The sequence below is a fragment of the Stenotrophomonas tumulicola genome (assembly GCF_014117215.1).
Taxonomy (GTDB): domain Bacteria; phylum Pseudomonadota; class Gammaproteobacteria; order Xanthomonadales; family Xanthomonadaceae; genus Stenotrophomonas; species Stenotrophomonas tumulicola.
In genome coordinates this window covers 780561-799276 of record NZ_JACGXS010000001.1, presented here as the reverse complement: position 1 = coordinate 799276, position 18716 = coordinate 780561, and the positions used below count along the sequence as shown (strand labels likewise).

General features: G+C 69.0%; 8 protein-coding genes. 4 read left to right on the top strand and 4 right to left on the bottom strand.

The genetic code is table 11. From position 1 onward, the window contains the following. Window positions 1-4: 4 nt before the first annotated feature. Together H4O11_RS03655 and H4O11_RS03650 are read right to left on the bottom strand one after the other, a co-directional pair. Window positions 5-1795, bottom strand: coding sequence for a DUF2341 domain-containing protein (locus tag H4O11_RS03655; RefSeq protein ID WP_182338047.1), 1791 nt, complete (start codon window positions 1793-1795; stop codon window positions 5-7). A 33-nt stretch (window positions 1796-1828) separates the two neighbouring features. Then, window positions 1829-3409: a ShlB/FhaC/HecB family hemolysin secretion/activation protein gene (locus H4O11_RS03650; protein ID WP_182338046.1), complete on the bottom strand. Its 1581-nt coding sequence runs from the start codon at window positions 3407-3409 to the stop codon at window positions 1829-1831. Between the two features lie 264 nt (window positions 3410-3673). Between H4O11_RS03650 and H4O11_RS03645 the strand changes: the two genes are divergently transcribed. Beyond that, a complete protein-coding gene (locus H4O11_RS03645) occupies window positions 3674-4006 on the top strand; it encodes a hypothetical protein (protein ID WP_182338045.1) in 333 nt (110 codons plus the stop codon). Between the two features lie 7 nt (window positions 4007-4013). Here the strand turns inward: H4O11_RS03645 and H4O11_RS03640 are convergent, their stop codons facing one another. Continuing rightward, a complete protein-coding gene (locus H4O11_RS03640; RefSeq protein WP_246333232.1) occupies window positions 4014-4475 on the bottom strand; it encodes a general secretion pathway protein in 462 nt (153 codons plus the stop codon). Between the two features lie 114 nt (window positions 4476-4589). Between H4O11_RS03640 and gspH the strand changes: the two genes are divergently transcribed. The 3 genes from gspH to H4O11_RS03625 are packed head-to-tail and all read left to right on the top strand — an operon-like array spanning window position 4590 to window position 6012. Then, entirely contained in the window at window positions 4590-5039 is a 450-nt protein-coding gene (gspH, locus tag H4O11_RS03635; RefSeq protein ID WP_182338043.1) for a type II secretion system minor pseudopilin GspH, read from the top strand. Continuing rightward, complete coding sequence (gspI, locus tag H4O11_RS03630; protein WP_182338042.1) at window positions 5036-5398, top strand: type II secretion system minor pseudopilin GspI; 363 nt, start codon at window positions 5036-5038, stop codon at window positions 5396-5398. The genes gspH and gspI overlap by 4 nt, the downstream gene beginning before the upstream one ends. Beyond that, window positions 5395-6012, top strand: coding sequence for a PulJ/GspJ family protein (locus tag H4O11_RS03625; RefSeq protein WP_182338041.1), 618 nt, complete (start codon window positions 5395-5397; stop codon window positions 6010-6012). Before gspI ends, H4O11_RS03625 begins: the two co-directional genes overlap by 4 nt. A 182-nt stretch (window positions 6013-6194) precedes the next feature. On the opposite strand, the gene H4O11_RS03620 is transcribed toward H4O11_RS03625, so the two are convergent. Continuing rightward, window positions 6195-18611, bottom strand: a complete 12417-nt coding sequence (locus H4O11_RS03620) for a filamentous hemagglutinin family protein (protein WP_182338040.1) — start codon at window positions 18609-18611, stop codon at window positions 6195-6197. Window positions 18612-18716: the final 105 nt, after the last annotated feature.

Below are 18716 nucleotides of genomic sequence, written 5' to 3'. Positions count from 1 at the left end.
GCCCTCAGGCCTGCACGGAGCCGACCGCATCGCGGTCGAACTCTTCGGCAAGCCGTGCGGTGAACTCGTCCACGAACACCGCCATGTCCGCAGCGATCGATTCCGAACGCGAAACCAGCCAGTTGTAGCCGAACAGTGCCGGGATCGCCACGCCCAGGCCGGCCGCGGTGCACAGCAGTGCCGCGGCCATGCCCGGCGCCACCGAATTGATGTCCACCGCACCGGCCATCGCCGCCACCACGAACACCAGCATGATGCCGATCACCGTGCCGAACAGGCCCACGTACGGCGCCCCTTCGATCGTGGTGGACAGCCAGTTCATGCGCCGGCTCATGCGCTCGCTTTCGCGGATCACCTCGGCATCCAGCGTGGCGCGGATGGCGGCGATCGCCGACCCGGACAGGCCCGGGTTGCCATGCTGGCGTCCCTTCACTTCATCCATCGCCATGCGGTACAGCCGCCACAGGGTGGAGTCGGCGACCACGTCCTTGCCGATGGCACCGCGACGCTCCAGTTCCTGCAGCGATGCCACCGGTGCACCGGCGATCTGCCGGTACTGCACGGTGAATGCCGCGTTGGCCTTGGCCACCGTGCCGAAGTAGCGGCTCTTGGCGATCATGATCGCCCACGAAACCAGCAGCATCAGGCCCAGCAGCGCCACCACCACCCAGGCATCGACCGGCATCGCCTTGAGGATGAAACCGAAGTGGCTCTGGCCGGTGGTCTGCTCGTCCGGGCCATAGCTGGCCAGGCGCGAGTCGCCGCCCTGGCTGGCCGCATCGGCCTGCAACAGCGCCGGCGAACGCGCCACGCGTGAAAGACGCAGTTCATCCAGCGCGCCGTCGAAGTTGGCCAGCGGCTCGGCCGCACCGGGCGCGTCGGCACCCATCACCGGCGCGCTGGTGAAAGCAGGCAGTTCGCCAGCCAGTTCGGCCACCGCGCGGCCGTTGAGGTACAGCTGCAGGGTGCCGTTGGCGGCGGTCAGGGCGACGTGCGCCCACTGCCCTTCCGGGATCGCCTGCGCCAGCGCGCTGCGCTGGCCGTTGAGCTGTACGAACGGAGCGCGGTCCGCCAGCCCCAGCAGCAGTTCGCTGCTGGTTTCGCCGTCGCCTTCGCGGCGGCTGTACAGTGCCTGCACGCCAGCCTGCGCGGACGGCTTGATCCATGCGGAGAAGGTGAATGCCGCACCCGCCGCGTTGGCCAGCGAGGCGCTGGCCGGCAGCGGCAAGGGCGCCGCACCGAGCTGCACGCCACGCCCGATCACCGCGCCTTCCGCCGGCGCCACCACGGCACCGGCATTGTTGCCATACGCGGTGGTGTCGCGCGCCGGGGCGTTGGCCTCGGCGAAGTGGTAGACCAGCGTGTAGTCCGGATCGAATACCTGCTGGCCGTTGCCACTGGAAGGCGCATTGGCGTTGCCGTAATACATCCAGATGGTCTGCACGGCGCTCGCGGCCAGGTTCGGCACGTCCACCCACACCAGCGCCATGCCCAGTTCCGGATCGAACTGTTCGACCTGGTGGTTCAGCACGGTGCGCCCATCGGCGGAGATGAAACGCAGGTCCTTGCCGCCTTCGGCGACGCCGTCGAATGCGAAATTGCCGGTATGCAGGCGCAGCAGCACCGCGCTGCGGCCAGGGTCGGCACCCAGCCCGGCGCCCTGCGGGCCGGCATCCAGGGTGATCGGCTTGCGGTACTGCCATTCGGCCTGCCACCAGTCGGCGTCGGCGGCCCAGGCCGGCAGCGCGACCAGCGCGGCAAGCAACAGCAGCAGTTTGGGGAGGAAACGTGCCATGCGAAGGATCTCCGGTTCGACGCGCACGGCGCGTCAGTAGCTGGTGCTGAGGTTGAAATGGAAACGCGGATCGTCCTTTCGGGTGGACGGTCCATCGCTGTAGGGATAGGCGTAATCGAAACGAAGCTGGAAGTGTTCGCCCAGGCGTATTGATGCACCCAGGCCCACCGAGGCCAGGTTGTACTTGTCGTCCTGTTCGGGCAGCGGCGCGCGCAGGCGCAGGTAGGCCGCGTCGGCGAAGGCGTACAGGCGCGCATCCAGCCAGTCGCCCGCACGCCACGCCGGGGTGCGCCATTCCACGTTGGCCAGCGCACCGTAATCACCGATGGCTTCGGCCGAAAGGAAACCGCGTACGGTGTACATGCCACCGGCGGCGTACTGTTCGGCCGATACCAGCGGTGCATCGGTCACCTGCAGCGAGCCGCGCGCATACCACTGCCAGTCGCTGTCGAAGGTGTGGGTATTGGACAGCTCGCCCTTCAGCGCGAAGAAGCTGGGGTCGGCACGGTAGCGTTTCTGGTCGAAGCCCGCCGTGTCGCTGCCATAGCCGAGCAGGCGGCGGGTACCGGCCACCAGCTGCGCATTGAAGCTGGTGACATCACGCTCGCCCTGGCGCACGCCGGTCAGGCCCAGGGTGATCGGTGCGTACTTCAGCGGCGTGGTCATGCTGTCCCCGCCCAGCCGGGTGTCTTCCTCGGTGTCCTTGAAGTCCACCCCCAGGCTCAGTTGCCGCCACCACGCTGCGCTGCCCGGCAGCAGGTAGGTCAGCTTGACGCCCACCGCATGGCCGTCGCCCAGCACGCTGGTGCCACCACCGACGCTCCCCTGCCCGCCGACATTGAGCACCTGGCTGTCGGAGGTGTAGCCGGAAAACTCCAGCCCCCATGGCGTGCCTTCGAAGGGAGCCACGTACGAGGCGGAGATGACCTTGGCCTGGTCGGTGTCTTCCGGCGCGGTATACAGGCTCAGCGAGGCGCTGTGGCCGCGCTGCCACAGGTTGTCATGGCCGATGGACGCACTCAGGCGCAGGTCTTCGGTGTCGGCGCTGTGGTCGTTGTTCAACGCGGCGCTGGCGCGCCACGGCGAACGTTCCTCCACCTGCAGGTCCACGTCCATGGTGCCGGGGCTCGCACCTTCGCGCACCAATGGCATCACCTGGCGCAGGCCACCCCGGTTGAGCGCCGACAGTTCGGCCTGTGCGGCGGTGAAGTCCGGCACCTCGCCCTCGGCCAGCGAGGGCACCCGCTGCAGGATGCGTTCGGGCGATTCATGCCGGGTGCCGACCACGCGCAGCTGGCCGATCGGGGTCTGGTTGACCTTCAGCAGCACCACGCCACCGCTCACCTGCTGTTCCGGCAATTCGACGTAGACCGACTGATAGCCCGCCTTCTGGTACAGCTCGGTCAAGGCATCGCGTGCGCTCTCCACGTCAGCCATGGTCTTGCCCGGCCCGAGGAAAGGCGCCACGGCCTGCTCGATCTGGGCCATGTCCAGCACGGTATTGCCGCGCACCACGTATTCATTGAGGGTGACCGTGGCCGGGGCCGACGGTTCGGGGGCGGCATCCACCGCAGCCTGCTGCGCAGCGACCAGCGTCGGCGACAGGATCAACATCAGCGCCGCAGCGAGGGTACGCCTGCGCGGATGGGGTATTGCATGACGGCGCTGTTCGGGTTTCATCTCGGGGATCGCGTCGTGTCGGAAGGCTTGGGCGCGGCTCGGCGCGCGGGTACCTCTTCAGGACGTGTACGGCGCGTCAAAACCGCCACGATTTTTTTCCGTGCCCGTGTTGCCGCCAACACACCACGCACGAAAGCTGGCGCACACTGCACGCGGGATCCGTCCCATGGATATCCATCCACCGCCCGGGAGTTCGTCATGCGCACCCTGTTGCTGTCCATCGCGCTGTTGCTGCAGGCTGCCGCGCTGCCTGCCCAGGACCATGCACCACGGCCACTGCAGGAAGCACCGCAGCCGATGCCGGCCTGCATCGAAGTGGAAGTCGACGGCGTGCGCACCCCCGCCTGGAACTGCCTGCAGGAAAAGCTGGCACCGGCACCCGCGCAGGGCGCTGCGCGCCCGTTGTCCGAAGCCGAGCGGCTGATGCGCCAGCCCGGCAACCAGATGCTGCAGTACAACCTGGAAGGAACGCGGCAACGCATGGGTAACGCGCTGGGCACTTCGGTGCAGCCGCAACGCCCTGCACGATGAGGCCAGCTCAGCGGGCGCCGGTCGCGACCGCTGGAACGATGCCGTCTTCGGGCAACGCAGGCAGCATCGGTACCGGCAGCGAGTGCCGCTGACCGCCCTGTTCCACCTCTACCGTGTCCACCGCCACGCTGCCCAGCACGGTGGATGGCCCCAGCCGCTGGCCGGGCGCGAACGCGCGCGGCGCGCCGCCATCGATGGACAGCAGCGCCAGCGGTGCCTGGCTGCCAGCCAGCACGCCCAGCACCTGTACCTGGGTGCGGACGGAACCTGGCGACAGCAGGCCCACCAGTGGCGCGGCCAATGCCGGATCGGCGCTGTTGCCCGGTGCCCTGGCCAACTGCACGCGTGGCGCACCGGCACCCGCCGGCCCTGCCGCCATCGCCCAACCCCACCACGCCAGCACGCCCAACAGGCAGGCGGCGGCGAATGCGGCCAGCATGTGGTTGCGGTCCCAACGGCCCTTCTCCATGCCCGCGCCCCTTGCCATCCGGTTCCCATCGACGCTAACAGGTACAGCTGACGCTTTTGTTTCATCAAGCCCGCCTACGCTGGATCGACTGGTCACGGCAGGAGGCAGGCCCTGATGCATCCGTCGCGCGCACGCGGTTTCACCCTGATCGAACTGATGGTGGTGCTGGTCATCATCGGCATCTGCACGGCCGGTATCGGCCTGGGCATGGGCACCCTGCTGGATCCGCAGCGCAAGCTGCGCCAGGATGCGCTGCAACTGGCGCAGCATCTGCAGGTGGCACGCGACGAGGCCCACATCGACGGGCGCAGCATCCGTTGGCAGGCCGATGCGAAGGGCTATGCCTTCAGTCGCCGCGAAAACGGACGCTGGACCACGCTGCAACGCGACGACCAGCTGCGGCCACGGCCGTGGCAGGCCGTCGAGGTCAGCGTGCAACCGCGCCAGGGCATCGAACTCAGCCCGGAATGGATCGGCGTGCCGTGGGAAGTGGTGCTGTCGGCCGGCGCGCAGCAGCTGCGCGTGGGCGACGATGGCAGCGGCCTGATCGAGGTGCGGCAATGAAGCGGCGCGGGCGTGGCTTCACCCTGATCGAAGTACTGATCGCGCTGGCGATCGTCGCGGTGGCGCTGGCGGCGGTGATGCGTGCGGTGGCCGTCGCCACCGACGACCATGTGCGCATCCGCGACCGGCGGCTGGCCCTGCTGTGCGTGCAGAACCGCTGGGAAGAACTGCGCCTGCAGGCCACGCCGCTGCAAGATGCACGCTGGCAGTGCGAGCAGGGGCGAAGCCAGTTCATCGGCCTGCAGCGCATCGAACAGGGCGGTGCGCAGGGCATCACCGTGCAGCTGTCGGTGCATCCGGCACAGGACCCCCGGCAGCGCCTGGTGCAGGTTCGCAATCCGTGGAGCGTCACGCAATGAAGCGACGGCAAGCCGGCTTCACCCTGATCGAAGTGATGATCGCCATCACCGTGATGGCGATCATCAGCGTCATCTGCTGGCGCACGCTGGACAGCGTGACCCGCAGCGATGAACACCTGCGCGATGCGGACACCGAAACCACTGCCGCGCTGCGCGTGCTGCAGCAGTTCCAGCGCGACATCGAAATGCGTGCCGATACCGAATTGTTGAATGGTGCCCTGCGGCCGGCCGATGCGCCCCAGCGACTGCTGCCGCCTTCGCTGGCCAGCGCGCGCGACCCCGGCGGCGCCTTCGCGATCGAGATCATCCGCAGCGTCGGCAGCGATGGCCAGCGCTGGCAGCGCGTGCGCTGGTTCCAGCAGGGCCGCACGTTGCGCCGGGCCAGTGGCGCGCCGGGCGCCGGGTATCCGTTGCCTGCCCCGGTGCTGGCCGGTGCCATTGCGGTAGCGCAGGACGTGCAGCGCTTCGACCTGCGCGCGTGGCAGCCCGGTGCAGGCTGGAACAGCCTGCCGGCCACGGCCGATGCGCTGCCCGCGCAGGGCCTGGAAATGACCCTCGTGCTGCGTGATGCGCGCGGGCCGCAGGTCTATCGGCGGGTGTTGCCGCTGCAGTGATCCGGTTGGAAAAGCCGGGTAGCGCCGAGCCATGCTCGGCAAGTGGTAGCGCCGAGCCATGCTCGGCGAGCGCAGCGGATTCCTGTTGGAATGCGCAGCAGCCCCCGCCATTCCGCCGGGCATGGCCCGGCGCTACCCAACATCCCGCCACCCCGCGCCGTTCCCGCCCGGCGTGACAGGCCTCAGCGTCGTTCGCTGCGCGGGGCAATGCCGGACTGCGGGAACTGGAACGCACTGGCCGGATCGTAGGCGCCGACCGCGTCGCTGCCGCGCGCCGCCGGCTCGGCACTGCTGCTGATGCCGAAGCCCAGCACCTGCACGCTGATCTCCGACGGCCGGTTGCGGCGCGCATCGTCCTGCGTCCGCCGCATCACGTCCTGCGCGCCCTGCGATGCGCTGTTGGCCGCCGCACTGGCCGAGGCCAGCGCATTGACGTTCACCGTGGCCAGCACCGGCAGGCCGGTGCTTTCGCCCTGCACCTGCACGTTGGCCGCATTGAGCACCTGCAGCGCGGCCAGGTTGACGTTGCCCGACACGCGGATGCCGGCCTCGCCCGCATCGATGGTGCCCAGCGGCGCGATCAGGTCGACGTCGCCTGCCGGCACTTCCGGAATCGGCGCCAGCGTGGCGATGCCCGCGCCGCTGGCCGGCGCCTGCGGCGACAGGTTGGCGTTGCCCCACTGGTCGTAGACGCGCAGCGCCGGGGTGTACAGCACCGACGTCATCGCGCCGCGACCGGCGTTGATGTCGCCCTCTTCCGACCATGCCTGGATACCGCCACCGAAGGTGGTCATCACCCGCGACAGGCCCAGCAGCAGGCTGCCCTCGCTGAACAGACGGATATCGCCGGCGCCCTGGGTGACCAGGCCGGCCGACGACGGCGGTACTTCACCCTGCACGCCCACCACGATCTGCCCACCCGGCGCCATCAGCTCGATGTTGCCGCCGGCTTGGGTACGGATGCCCGATGCACCGAACATCACGATGTCGCCCTCGCGCTCCAGCGTGTTGCCGGCGGCGTCCGTGTCCGGCAGCAACGTGGCGATGGCCTCGCGGCCGCGCAGGTAGGAACCGAAGCGCGGACCATCGGGATCGTTGTACTCACGCCCGGAATCGCGCAGTTCAGCGTGGTAGACCTGGCGCAGGAAGATACGCTGCTGTTCGCCCGGCAGTGCATCGAAGTACGCCAGCGCCTGCGCGCCATCGCCCCTGAAACCGAAGCGCTGCTGCAGCCACTGCTCCAGTTCCTCGCCGTACAGTGTGACCGCCTTGCCCGGCTGTTCGGCCAGGGTCAGCGCTGGATCGGCCAGGTTGGCCGGATCAAGGTAGCGGGCGCGCAGCGCGGCGTAGTCGATGTGCTGGTTGCCTGCGGTGACTGCAATGCTGGCGCCCGGGCGGGTATCACCCTGTGCCAGGCCGCCGGTGCTGATGATGCTGGCAACGTTCTCCTGGCGGACCTGCCGGCCTGCGCTGACCTCCAGGTTGCCCGGGCCGGCGATGTTGATGTTGGTGTGCACGATATCGCGCCCGGCCTCGACCACGCTGACGTCGCTCGGCGTGTTGTTCAGGCCGCTGAGATCGCTGAGCAGGATGTCGCGGCCGGCATACGCGTGTACGGGTGCAGCGATGTCGTTCAGGGTAAAGGCGGTACGGGGACGACCAATGATGCCGCTGAAGGTGGGCTCCAATTGCCAGCGATTGCCGCTCTGCAGGCCGATGATGTCGCCGTCCACCGCGTAGAAGCGGTTGGCGGTCGCACCGGCGGCGCGCAGATCGTTGAACAGCAAGGTGGCAGCACCGAAGGAGAACAGCGGCAGGTTCGCCTGCGCAACCGCGCTCGGCGCCTCGGGTGAAAGGTTGTCGTGCACCGTCACGTTGCCAACGGTGGCGATGAACGCCGGATCGAACGGCGTCGGCAGCCGCGCGTCGGCACCGGAACTGCTGATACCCGCGCTGCCCTCCTCGGCCAGGATCGAATCCGCCGCCAGCACCTCCAGCCCCCCCTGCGCCGACGGCCGCGTCAGCAGCACGTCATACCCACTGCTGGATGCATTGCCCAGCTTGATGCTGCCGCCAGCGGCAAGCAGCCGGACCTTGGAAGGCAGCATCCATTGACGCAACTGTTCGCCGCGTTCATACATCCCCGCGGGAAGCACATAGTTTTCGCTGCTGACATCCCGGCTCATCAGGTGCCGCGTGCCGACCAGCGCCGGGGTCAGGTCACCGCCTGCCGATACCACGTCCAGCGACGTCGCATCCGTCCATAGCGAGAACCAGCCGGTGCCGGCCGCCGTGCTGCCATCGGCCAGTGCTACCGGTGAGTAGTTCACCACCGGGACGCGCCCTGCATCGACCACCGCCCCCAGCACCGCATCGCCGCGCGCCTGGAACAACGCGGAGGCATCGCCCAGCACCAGCACCGGCCCACCCATCGCTTCACCGCGCAGGGCGGCGAACGGGTCCACCGGCCGCGCGCTGTCACCGCCGATGCCCGCATAGCTGGCCGCATTGGTGGCGATGCCACCCACCCGCGATGCCTGCAGCAGCACCTGTCCGCGCAGGTTCACCAGTGTACCGTTGAGTTCCAGGTTCTGCCGGTTGTTGTTGTTGTTGCGGGTCTGTGCCGTCGCGGCGAGGTTGGGGTTGAAGGCACCGCCGCTGCGGATCGACAGGTCGCCGCCGCCGGTCAGGTGCAGTTCGCCATCGCTGACCCGGCCAGTGGAGCCCACCGCCGCCACGATGGCCGTGGAATGCGGCGGGCTGCTGAGCCCCCGCAATGCACCTCCCATGGCATCCAGCACTCCGACATCTCCACCGGCCTCCAGGCTCAGGTTGCCGCCACCGAGCGTGCCGAAGCCGGTGAAGCCGACCATCCGTGGCGTTACCCCCACGTCGGTGGGGCGTGCGTTGACGTAGGTACCGAAGTTCACCCACCAGCTGGTGGCGATCGGATCCATGCCCGGCGTGCTGCCACTGCCCTGCCGCCACAGCCAGTTGCCTATCGCATTGCTGGCGTAAAAGGCCTGGTCCCGGCTGTCCGCGCCACCACCGGGCAGCGCGATTTCGCCCCATACGTCGCCGCTGATGTTGCCACCCGCAGCCACGCGCAGGTTGCCGCCGGCATCGGGATACCAGGCCTGGTAAGCCGCCAGCGCGGCATCGTAACTGCCGCCGGCCTGTTCCGGCCCCAGCAGGCTGTCCTTGCCCGGTGGCACTGCGCGCGGCAGGTTGAATGCCGCGTCCTGTTCAGCACCAAGCGAGGTCGGCGTACCTGCGGTGTACACACCGAAGCCGGAGCGCATCACTACGTCGCCAGCGGCCAGCAACTCCAGGTCGCCCACACCGGTACGCAGCACGCTCCAGGCGGGGCTGCCGAAGCGCGTGCCGTAGACCGTTTCCTCTACCAATGTGCCACCGCCGTAGCAGTAGTTCGCAGCAAATGAACAGAACTCCTCTTCGGTAAGGCCGAATGTTGCCGCGAAATCTTTGGCCGGACCGCCGATGAAGCTCTCGTCGCCGCCAAAGTCCAGCACGCCCTCGCGACTGATCAGCCGCGGCGCGGCTTCGCAGGCACCCGCAAACAGCTCACAGAAAGTGGCATCATCGAGCCCAAACATCTCTGCAAGCTCGCTGGCCGGGCGCCCGGCCCACGACGGGTCCCCCGTCCAGTCAAGCGCGCCCTGCAGGCTGACCACCAGGTCACCAATGAACACCTGCGTGGTTTCCACCGTGCCGATCGTTGCGTGATGGGTATCGGCCAGCACCAGGTCGCCGCGTGCGCCGAAGCGCCGCGCGCGCATGTCCGACGCACCGGTATCCGCACCGGCCACCGCAGTCAGGTCCCAGGATGTCGTACCTTCGGGCAGCATCGGCGCCAGCGCCCAATTGCGGCCCTGGCTGCCATCGGCGCCGACCGGACGCAGGTTCACCGGCTGGTCGTTGGGCAACTGCAGTGCGGTCATCGACGGAATCAACGAGCCCGGCTTCAGGTCCAGCGCGGTGGACAGCCGCATGTCCGTCGGCAAGGCGACGCCGGCCGGCCACAGCTGGCCTTCCATGGCCAGCGCGCCCCCCAGCTGGAAGCCCGCGCCCAGTACCGCGCCCTGTCCCAGCGCCAACGCTTCGGGCAGCACCGTGCCGGCCGCGATCACCTGGCCGTCGGCCGTGGTGACCGCCGCGCGCAGCACGGTGCCGGCACCCAGCACCAGGTCGGCGGCGATGCGCATGTCGGTCGGCACCACCGTGCCGGCGGGCAGTGTCATCGCGCGGACCGGAATCGCATAATTCAGCGTCGCGCCGGCAACGAAGAGGGTGCCGGACTGCAACTGCACGCCCTCGTTGGGCACGATGATGTCGCCACCGAACGGGGTCAGCCTGGCGCCATCGGGGTTTTCCACCAGGATCCAGCCGGCCTCATCCGGATTGGCCGGCGGCGGCGCGAAGCCATCGTTGATGCTGCCGCGCACATCGATGTTGCCCTCGGCACGCAGCACCAACGCCGCCGATTCGCCGAAGCCACGGCGCGTCGGATCGTTGCGGTCGGCCTGTGGCCCATAGCGGTAACCGGACAGGTCGATGTCGCCGGCCACCACTAGGTCACCCAGGGTGTTCTGGTCGTTGACGGTGGCCACGATCTCCACGCCCGGTCGCAGGCGATGCGTACCCAGTGCGGCCAGGCGCTGCTGCAGGCCACCATTGGCCAGCGCGGCGTCGAACCACAACCGGTTGTCAGGGTCCACCACCTGGTCCAGCCAGGCCTGGGTCAGCTGCTGCGGCAGGTTACCGTGCACATCCTCGGTCGGCGCCAGCGGCGCGTCGGTGTAGCGGCGGAAGCCGTTGACCTGGATATCGCGCGCGCCGTCCACCCGCAGCCCGCCGGCCACGTCGATGCCGGCATCGTCGCTGCCCACGCGCGGCACGTTGATGCGCAGCGTGCCGCGCGGCGCGCCGTCGTTCTGGCCGGCGGCGGTGCCCACGGCCACCTCGCTGCCGCTGCGCAGGTCGATATGCGCCGTGCTGCCCAGCGCTACCCGGCCCTCGCTGCTGGTCAGCTCCACGTGGGCGCGGTTCGGGCTGTCGATGATCTTGCCGTAGCTGTCCACGCGCAGGCCGCTGCCATGCGCGTCCAGCGTGCCCTGCACGCGCAGCGCATCGCGCGCGGCCAGGTGGATGCTGCCCACCTGCACGCCGCTGGCATCGATGCGGCCGTCCACCTGCAGGCTGCCCCCATCGACGCTGATATCCACGAAGCGGGCCTTGACCTCATCACCGATCACCAGGTCGCCTTCGCCAAGCTGGAAACTGCGCGCACCGGTCACGCCGCCTTCGGTGAGGCGCAGGTTCAGGCCGTGGAAATCCTGCAGCTGGCGCGCGCGCAGCACCAGTTCGCCGCCATCCCACGGCAGCAGGTTGCCGGCCGTCTCATACAGGCCGCTGGCACCGCCCAGCAGGCTGCCGGCCAGGTCCACCCAGCCGCCCTGCGCGCCCATCGCGTCCACGGTCAGCCGGCCACCGCGGTTGTTCACCGCCGACAGATCAATCCGCGACGCGGCATCGGTGCGGATATCGCCTTCCTCGGCGCTGAGCTGCACGTCGCCGCCCCAGCTGTATTTGTCCACATCCAACAGGCTGACCTTGCGCCCGGCCAGATCCAGGTCGGCGTTCGCCCCCAGCGTGACATCGTGGTGGGCGTCCACGCTCAGCCGGCCGGAGGCCAGCTGCACCCTGCTGTCCAGCACGATGTCGGTAGCCTGCAGCGACAGCTCGGCGCCCAGTGCCGCGTTGTCACCCCCCGCACCGCCGGCCGCCCCATGCAAGGTGATCGCGCCGCCGCTGCGTACCGCCAGTTGCGCCGCTTCGGCGCCGGTCAGCAGCGGCGTTTCGATATCCAGCGCACCGCCGCTGTACTGCCAGCCTTCGCCCGCCACGTAGTCGCCCTGGTGCTGGAATACATCCAGGCCGCCCTTGCCGGAGAACAGCAGCCGGTCGCTGGCCTGCAGGTTCACCGATGAGAAGCCCAACAGCTGGCGCCCGGCGCGCGCTTCGGAACTGCGCCGGGTAAACGGCGCCGAACCCAGTTCGATGGTGGAGGCCACGATGTCCAGCTGGCCGCTGCCCAGGCGATCCACCATGGCAGCGCCCTGCGGCACGGTGGCATCGCTGCCGATCTGCTGGCCGCTGGTCAGCGTACCGTCCCAGACCAGCGTGTTGGCATGGATGCGCGCGCGATCGTTGGCGTCGCCATACCCATGGATGGCCGGCGCCCCCAGCACCAGTTGCTGCAGGCCGCGACCGCCCGCGATGGCGCGCGTGTCCAGCTCCACGCTGCCGAACACGTTGATCGCATTACCCGCACTCAGGCTGAGCGCTTCCAGTGCCGGCGCGCCGATCGCCGTATTGCCGCGCAGCAACTGCTCCAGGACCTGCTGGTTCAGCGTCAGTCCTGGCGGCAACGCGCCCTCCGCAGCGGCGGCCTGCAGCGCCCCGGCCTGACCGAGGTTGATCGCCGCCACCGCCAGCCCCAGCCGGCGGGTGCCATAGCGGGCATTGTCCTGCAACTCGAACCGGCCGTTGGTGGAGGCCATGATGCTGCCTTCGGATACCAGCAGCGCTTCGCCATCGCAGGTGGTTACGCAGGCCCCGATATCGATGTTCACATTGCCGTCGCCTTCCACTGGCAACAGGTTCACCTCACCGTTCGAAAGCGCCAGCAGGGCTGAATTCCTGCTCTCATAGTAATACCCATCCCGCGCGTCGAACGCGGCCGCGCCGCGGCCCAGCGTGCTCAGCGTGGCGCCCTGCTCGACGACGATGCCGCGCCCGCCTTCGGTCGCTCCCAGCAGCAGTTCCGGCGCCGACAACACGGCGCCGTCGCGAACCAGGATGCCATTCGCGGCGCTTGTCGCCCCCGATCCAAGAGCCGCTCCCAGCGTCAGCCTGGACGGCTGCAGGGCCGTCAACGCATCGGCATGCACCGACGCGCCGGTTTCCGCGTCATCCAGCGTCGAGGCCTGCCCCGCCGCGAGGATTTCCAGCGTCCCGTTGGTGTCAACTGTCAACGTGCCGCCGCGGCCCTTGCTGCCTTCGGCTGCGGCGAAGCGCGCATCGCCGTCCACCTCCAGCGCAGCGTGTCCGTCGCGGCCAGCGCCTTGCGACAGGGTGAACATCAGCCTGCCTGCATCCACGGTCTGCTGGCCAAGCGGCAGACCGCGCCGCTGTGCATCACTGGCGATGAACTGGTCGTGGCTGGTTTCGTTGTAGCCGGAATGACGGCGCACTGTGTCGGCGGGCGTCACCAGCAACTGGGTCAGCAGCGGCGACACCGTACCAGCCAGAGCGTTGCCCTGTTGCCCATCAATCCGCCACGAACCGGTGCCGGTCGCCACCGGCGCACCGACACCCACGGTACCGCTGCGCCCTATCTCCACCCGGAATGCACCCGGCTGCAACGCATACACCGCCGGCAGCAGGGTGTAGGTACCGGCGGCCAGGCCGGGCACCCCCGCCGGAATCACCACCTGCTGGCCGAGCGCCGGATCCTGGCTGCCCTGCGCCAGCCCCGCCGGCGCCTGGCCGGCGGCAAAACCGGGCACGATGGCATACACCGGGCTCCCCGATTCGCTGAAGCCGTAAGCCGGGTTGGCATCGGCCAGGGCGTGGCGCAGGATGTCCACCGACCCACCGCGGCCACTCACATGTGCCGCGCCGGTCACGTCGCCACCGCCGGACAGGTCCAGCAGGGCGCCGGCTTCAACGTGGGTGCGTGCCGCAGTGATCTCGATTCCGGTGGTCAACACGGCGGCGGTTGACGCATCCTGCAGGCGGCCGTCGACATACCATTGCAGCCCGTCCACGGTGCCACCGTAGGGCAAGGACAGCCCGGTGCCGCTGGTGGAGGTAACGCTGCCGGCGCGCAGCACCACGTCAGCGCCCACGGTGTTGTCAGGGTTCAAACCGCCGATCTGCAGCCGGCCCAGCGGGGCACGCACCACGCCGCCCTGTTCGATGTTGGGACCGGACAGGGACAGTGAGCCGAACACCGAGTGCGGCACCACCGCGTTGCTGCCTGCGGTGCGTGCTATCCGCAGCCGTGCGGCCGGGTCGACCCAGTTGCCCATGTCGCCAGTCGCAAGGTTGTTTTCACTCAATCCGACGCTGATGCGTGCACGCGCACCGGTGGTCGGATAGATCTGCGCGGCGGTCAGATCCATCTGCTTCGGCGCGAACAACTGCGCGTCCAGGTTGTCGGAACTGGCCACGCCGGCCAGCAGGCGGATATCGCCGCTGCTACGCAGGTCCACCTGGTCGAAACCAGCGAAATGGACGCTGTCGCGCACATCGATCAGGCCCGCGTCGGCACGTAGCCGATGCCCGACGTCGCGCTCCAGCGGTGCCTCATCCGCGGTGCGCAGGTTCTGGCCGGACAACTGCTGCCAGCGCCCCTGTGCCAGGCGCAGGTAGGGGGCGGCAAGGGTGAAGCTGCTCTCCGCTGCCGTGCCGGGAGCGAAACCCAGACCGGTACGGCTGAGGCTGTGCAGGCGCAGGCTCTGCCCCATCGCCAGGGTGACGTCGCCTTCGGCACGGAGATCGCCGAACAGCGCCAGGTGGTCGAAACCGCCGTCACGGATCTGCTCCACGCCCAGATAGGCGTGACCGTAGGAGGGCGTGTCCTGCAGGCCCGTTTCGCGACGTTGCTGGCCCAGCGTGATCGCACGCGGCACCAGTACGGCATCCGTCGCGGCCGGCGCATAGATGCCGCCGCCGAAGGCAATGCCCAGCGTGCCACCCTGCGCACCGCTGCCACCGGCGGCCGCATCCATCGTCCCGTCCAGGTACAGTGCGTTGGCTACGCGCAGCACGATGCTGCCGCCATCGCTGTCCACCTGCTGCCGCCCATGACCCTGTACATCCAACTGGGCGCTGGTGCCGGCAGCCTGCAGCCGCGCACCCTGTTCAATCACCACGAAGGCATCCACCGGACGGTTGGCGATCTGGTCGTCCTGTTCCCAGTCCAGTGCGCCACCGATCTCGATGCTGCCACCCTGGTGCACCACGCCCTGCAGGCGCCCGCTGGCATCGGTGGCAGTGAAGGCGTCGGCGCTGACGTCGATGAGCGCCGCCTCGCCGATGCGCCAGGTACGCGAGCCGGGCTCGCTGTCGAACAGGCGCTCCGGATGGCGGACATCATCCAGCGAAACGCGCCCGCTGCGCGCGCGCAGCGTGCCATCCACGGCGATCTCGTTGCCTGCGCGCAACGCGATGCTCTGGCCACTGTCTACCTCGACCGTGGCCCCGGCGCCGATGCGCAGGTCGCCGCCCTGGTTGGCACGCTCCGAACGCAGGCCCAGGCTGGCACCTGCGCGCTGGCTGACCGTACCGCTGGCCGGGTCCACCTGGTACAGCGGCGCCAGCCAGCGCTCGAAGGCGGCCGCACGGTCCTGCGCGGCGGCGGCATCGGCCGCCTGGCGCAGCCCGGGCTGCAGCACCCGCAGTTGGGTGCCGTCAGCCACGTCAAGCCCGGTATGGCCGTTGATGTCGTAGCTGGAAAAACCGTTGCCGAACAAGGCCGTGTCGATCCGCAGTCGTTCGTCGTCCTGCGGCGCATCGCCGATCAGGACGCCACCACCGGTCTCCAGCGAAAACGCGCCACCGCCCTGCATGCCCAGCGCGCTGATCACCACGCCGTCGCCCAGTGCGACCCGCCCACTGCCATCGCTGCTGACGCGTCCGTCATCGGCGCGCACGGCCAGGCTGCCGCCCTTGCCGCCACTGACCGCACCATCGCTGTCGACGCGTCCACCGGCATCCAGCAGCACGCTGCTGCCCGCACCAAGCTGAACATCGTGGCTGTTTTCCAGGCGCACGCTGCCGCCGTCGCTCCAGGCACTGCGGTTGCCCGCCGTGGGATCCGTCAACGCATTGGTCCAGGTGCCGGACAGATCGATGCGTGCGTTGTCACCCAGCGCAACCAGGCTACGTCCGTCCTTCAGCAGCGCCTGGGTGTTGTTGCCCAGAACAGTCAGCAGGTTGCCCGCTTCCAGCGTGCCGCCATGCGCGGTGATGCTGCCATCGAGGAGTACCTGTGCCGCATTGAAGGCCAGCGTGCCGCCATCCTGCAGGCGCACATCGCCGGTGACGTGGATGCTGTCGGTGCTGACCAGGTCCAGCCGGCCCCACTGCTGCGTGCTCAGCGCATCGGCATCGATCCAGAACGTATTGCGGCGCGCTTCGTCCAGCGGCGCCTGCAGTTCCCAGTCCGCCAGGGCCGGCGCGGTGTCGCCGATGCGCACATCGGTGGCGAACCCACCGCCACGACCACTCGTGCTGTAGCGGCCCAGCAGCAGCGATGCGTTGCGCGCCACCGCCGTCTGCGCCTGTGCATAGCCGTCCAGCGCAGTGTCCGGTCCACGCTGCTGGCGGCTGCCCTGGAAGGTGCTGGTGTCGATGTCACCGTCCAGCACCACCGTCGGCGCGGACAACTTCAGCTGGCCGGCGTCACGGCCCACGGTATAGCCGTTTTCCAGCCGCGTTTCGCTGGCGATGACCGGGTTGCGGAAATTCTCGGTGACGCCCCAGCGCGCATGTTCGCGCGCATAGCCCTGGTACAGGCCGGCGAACACCACGTTGGCCGGCGCGTCGTCCAGCCGATACAGGTTGCCGTCATTACCGCGCAGCCAGGTCTGGTGGATCGTCCCGCTGGCCACGTCCAGACTGCCGCCGGCCAGGTTGATGCGCGAACCGGCCTGGGTGATCACTTCGCTGCCGCCCAGCAGCACGCTGCCGCCCTGCGCCGCCCATTCGCCGATGCCGTGGCCCTGGTTGTCGAGGTAGCCGCCTACTTCCAGCAGGCCGCCGGCGGCATACCAGCGCTCGGCTTCGTAGCCACCGGTGCCGGCCGGCACGTGGATCAGCTCACGGCGGTCGATCCACGCGCTGTTGTCGTTAAGGTTGTTGAGCTTGCCGGTATCGCGGTTGTCCGGCGAATCACGCAGTTCATTGCCCTGCACGTTGATCTTGACGTTGTTGCTCTCCATCGCCACCTTGACCCCGGTGGCACCGGAAACGTCCACGCGCGCGCCGTCGGCCAGCACGCTGCGGCCAGCCGCGTCGACCACGACCTGGCCACCCGTCGCCACGGTCAGCGAATCGCCGGCGAAGGCTACGTTGCCGCCTGACACGATCTCCACGCGCGACTGGTCGCGGCGGTCCTGCATCCGTGACAGGTTGTCGAAGCTGCCGCTGTTGCTGGTGCCACGCAGCGCGTCCTGCGTGGCAGACTCGGCGATCAGCGCGTCGCGCTGGCTGTCCAGTGCGGTGGTCTTGCCATCATCTTCCAGCAACACCGCCGTGGTTGAACCACTGGCAAGGGTCACCTCACCCTGCGCATCGCTGATCGCATTGAGCAGGTGCACGCTGCCGCGCTGGTTCACCGTGGTGGTCGCCACGACCACGCCGGCCTGCTCCACCTGGCGCCCGGCCAGGGTGATGTCGCCCTCGCGGGCCTGGATCAGGCCGCTGTTGCGCACGCTGCCGGCGCTGCTGTCGGCGTTGAAGCGCGGGGCGATTTCGTTGCCACGGGTGGTCGAGGCGGTGTTCTGCGCGGTGCCCACGCCGCGGCGTATCACGAAACTGTCGCCGGCGGCGAGCTGCGCCTGGCCCTTGCGGGTTTCGATCTGGCCGGCATTGTCCACGCTGTGTCCGGCCAGCAGCACGTAGCCACCGCTACGGGTGGCAGTGCCCGGCTCGTGGGTGGTGATGCGTGCGCCCTGTTCGACCATCACCGCGCCGACGGCATCGGTCAATGCCGCAGTGTTGGCGTCAGCGCTGTAGATGCCGTTGTCGGCGAACTGGGTATCGCTGATACGTGCCGCCGCCGCTACCAGGTTGCGTACGTTGACCTGGCTGTTGTTGCCGAACACCACACCGTTGCGGTTGGCCACCAGCACGGTGCCGGGCGCGTTGATCTGGCCGAGGATCTGGCTGGGCCGTGCGCTCGGATCGTTGACCCGGTTCAGCACGGCCCAGTCGGCGTTCTGGTTGAAGCTCAGCGTGGTGTTGCCGCCGACGTTGAAGGTTTCCCAGTTCAGCACCGCCTTGTCGGCGGTCTGTTCGATGCTGACCTGCACCCGTCCGTCGCTGCCCTGGCCCTGGATCGCCTCGCGGGCATTCAACCAGCCCCGGGTCAACGGGTCCTCATCGACCTTCAGGCCACCGCTGGCCAGGCCGTCGGCCACCACGTAGCCGGCCGCGCGCAGGCTCTGCCGGGCCTGCTCCTGCAGGCGCTGCTGCAGCGCGATGGCCTGCGCGGCGGTGCCGAGGTTGTCGATCGACTGCTGCAGCTTCTGCCGCGCGGCGTCCTGCTGCTGGGTGGGCGCACCGAAGTTGACCGGCACGCCGTTGGGCAGGCGCCCAGTCTGCGCCGCGGTGCTCTGCGCCGCGCCCTTGTTGGCGAACCAGGCCGGGCTGAACGCCTGCTGCGCCGATACCGGCACCGCGATGGTGCCCAGCGCCACGGCGATGGCCCAGGCCATCGGGTGGTTGCCGAAGGTGCGGCGGGAAGCGGCGGCGCGGCGCGCGGCAGGCGAAAGCAGGTGCGACATCGGGACCTCGTCAACCATGGGACCCGCCCAGGCGGGCGGTGGCAGGATGGATGCGGCCGGCGGCAACGGCTGGCCACGCATCTGATAGACGGCGGCGACGGCGCA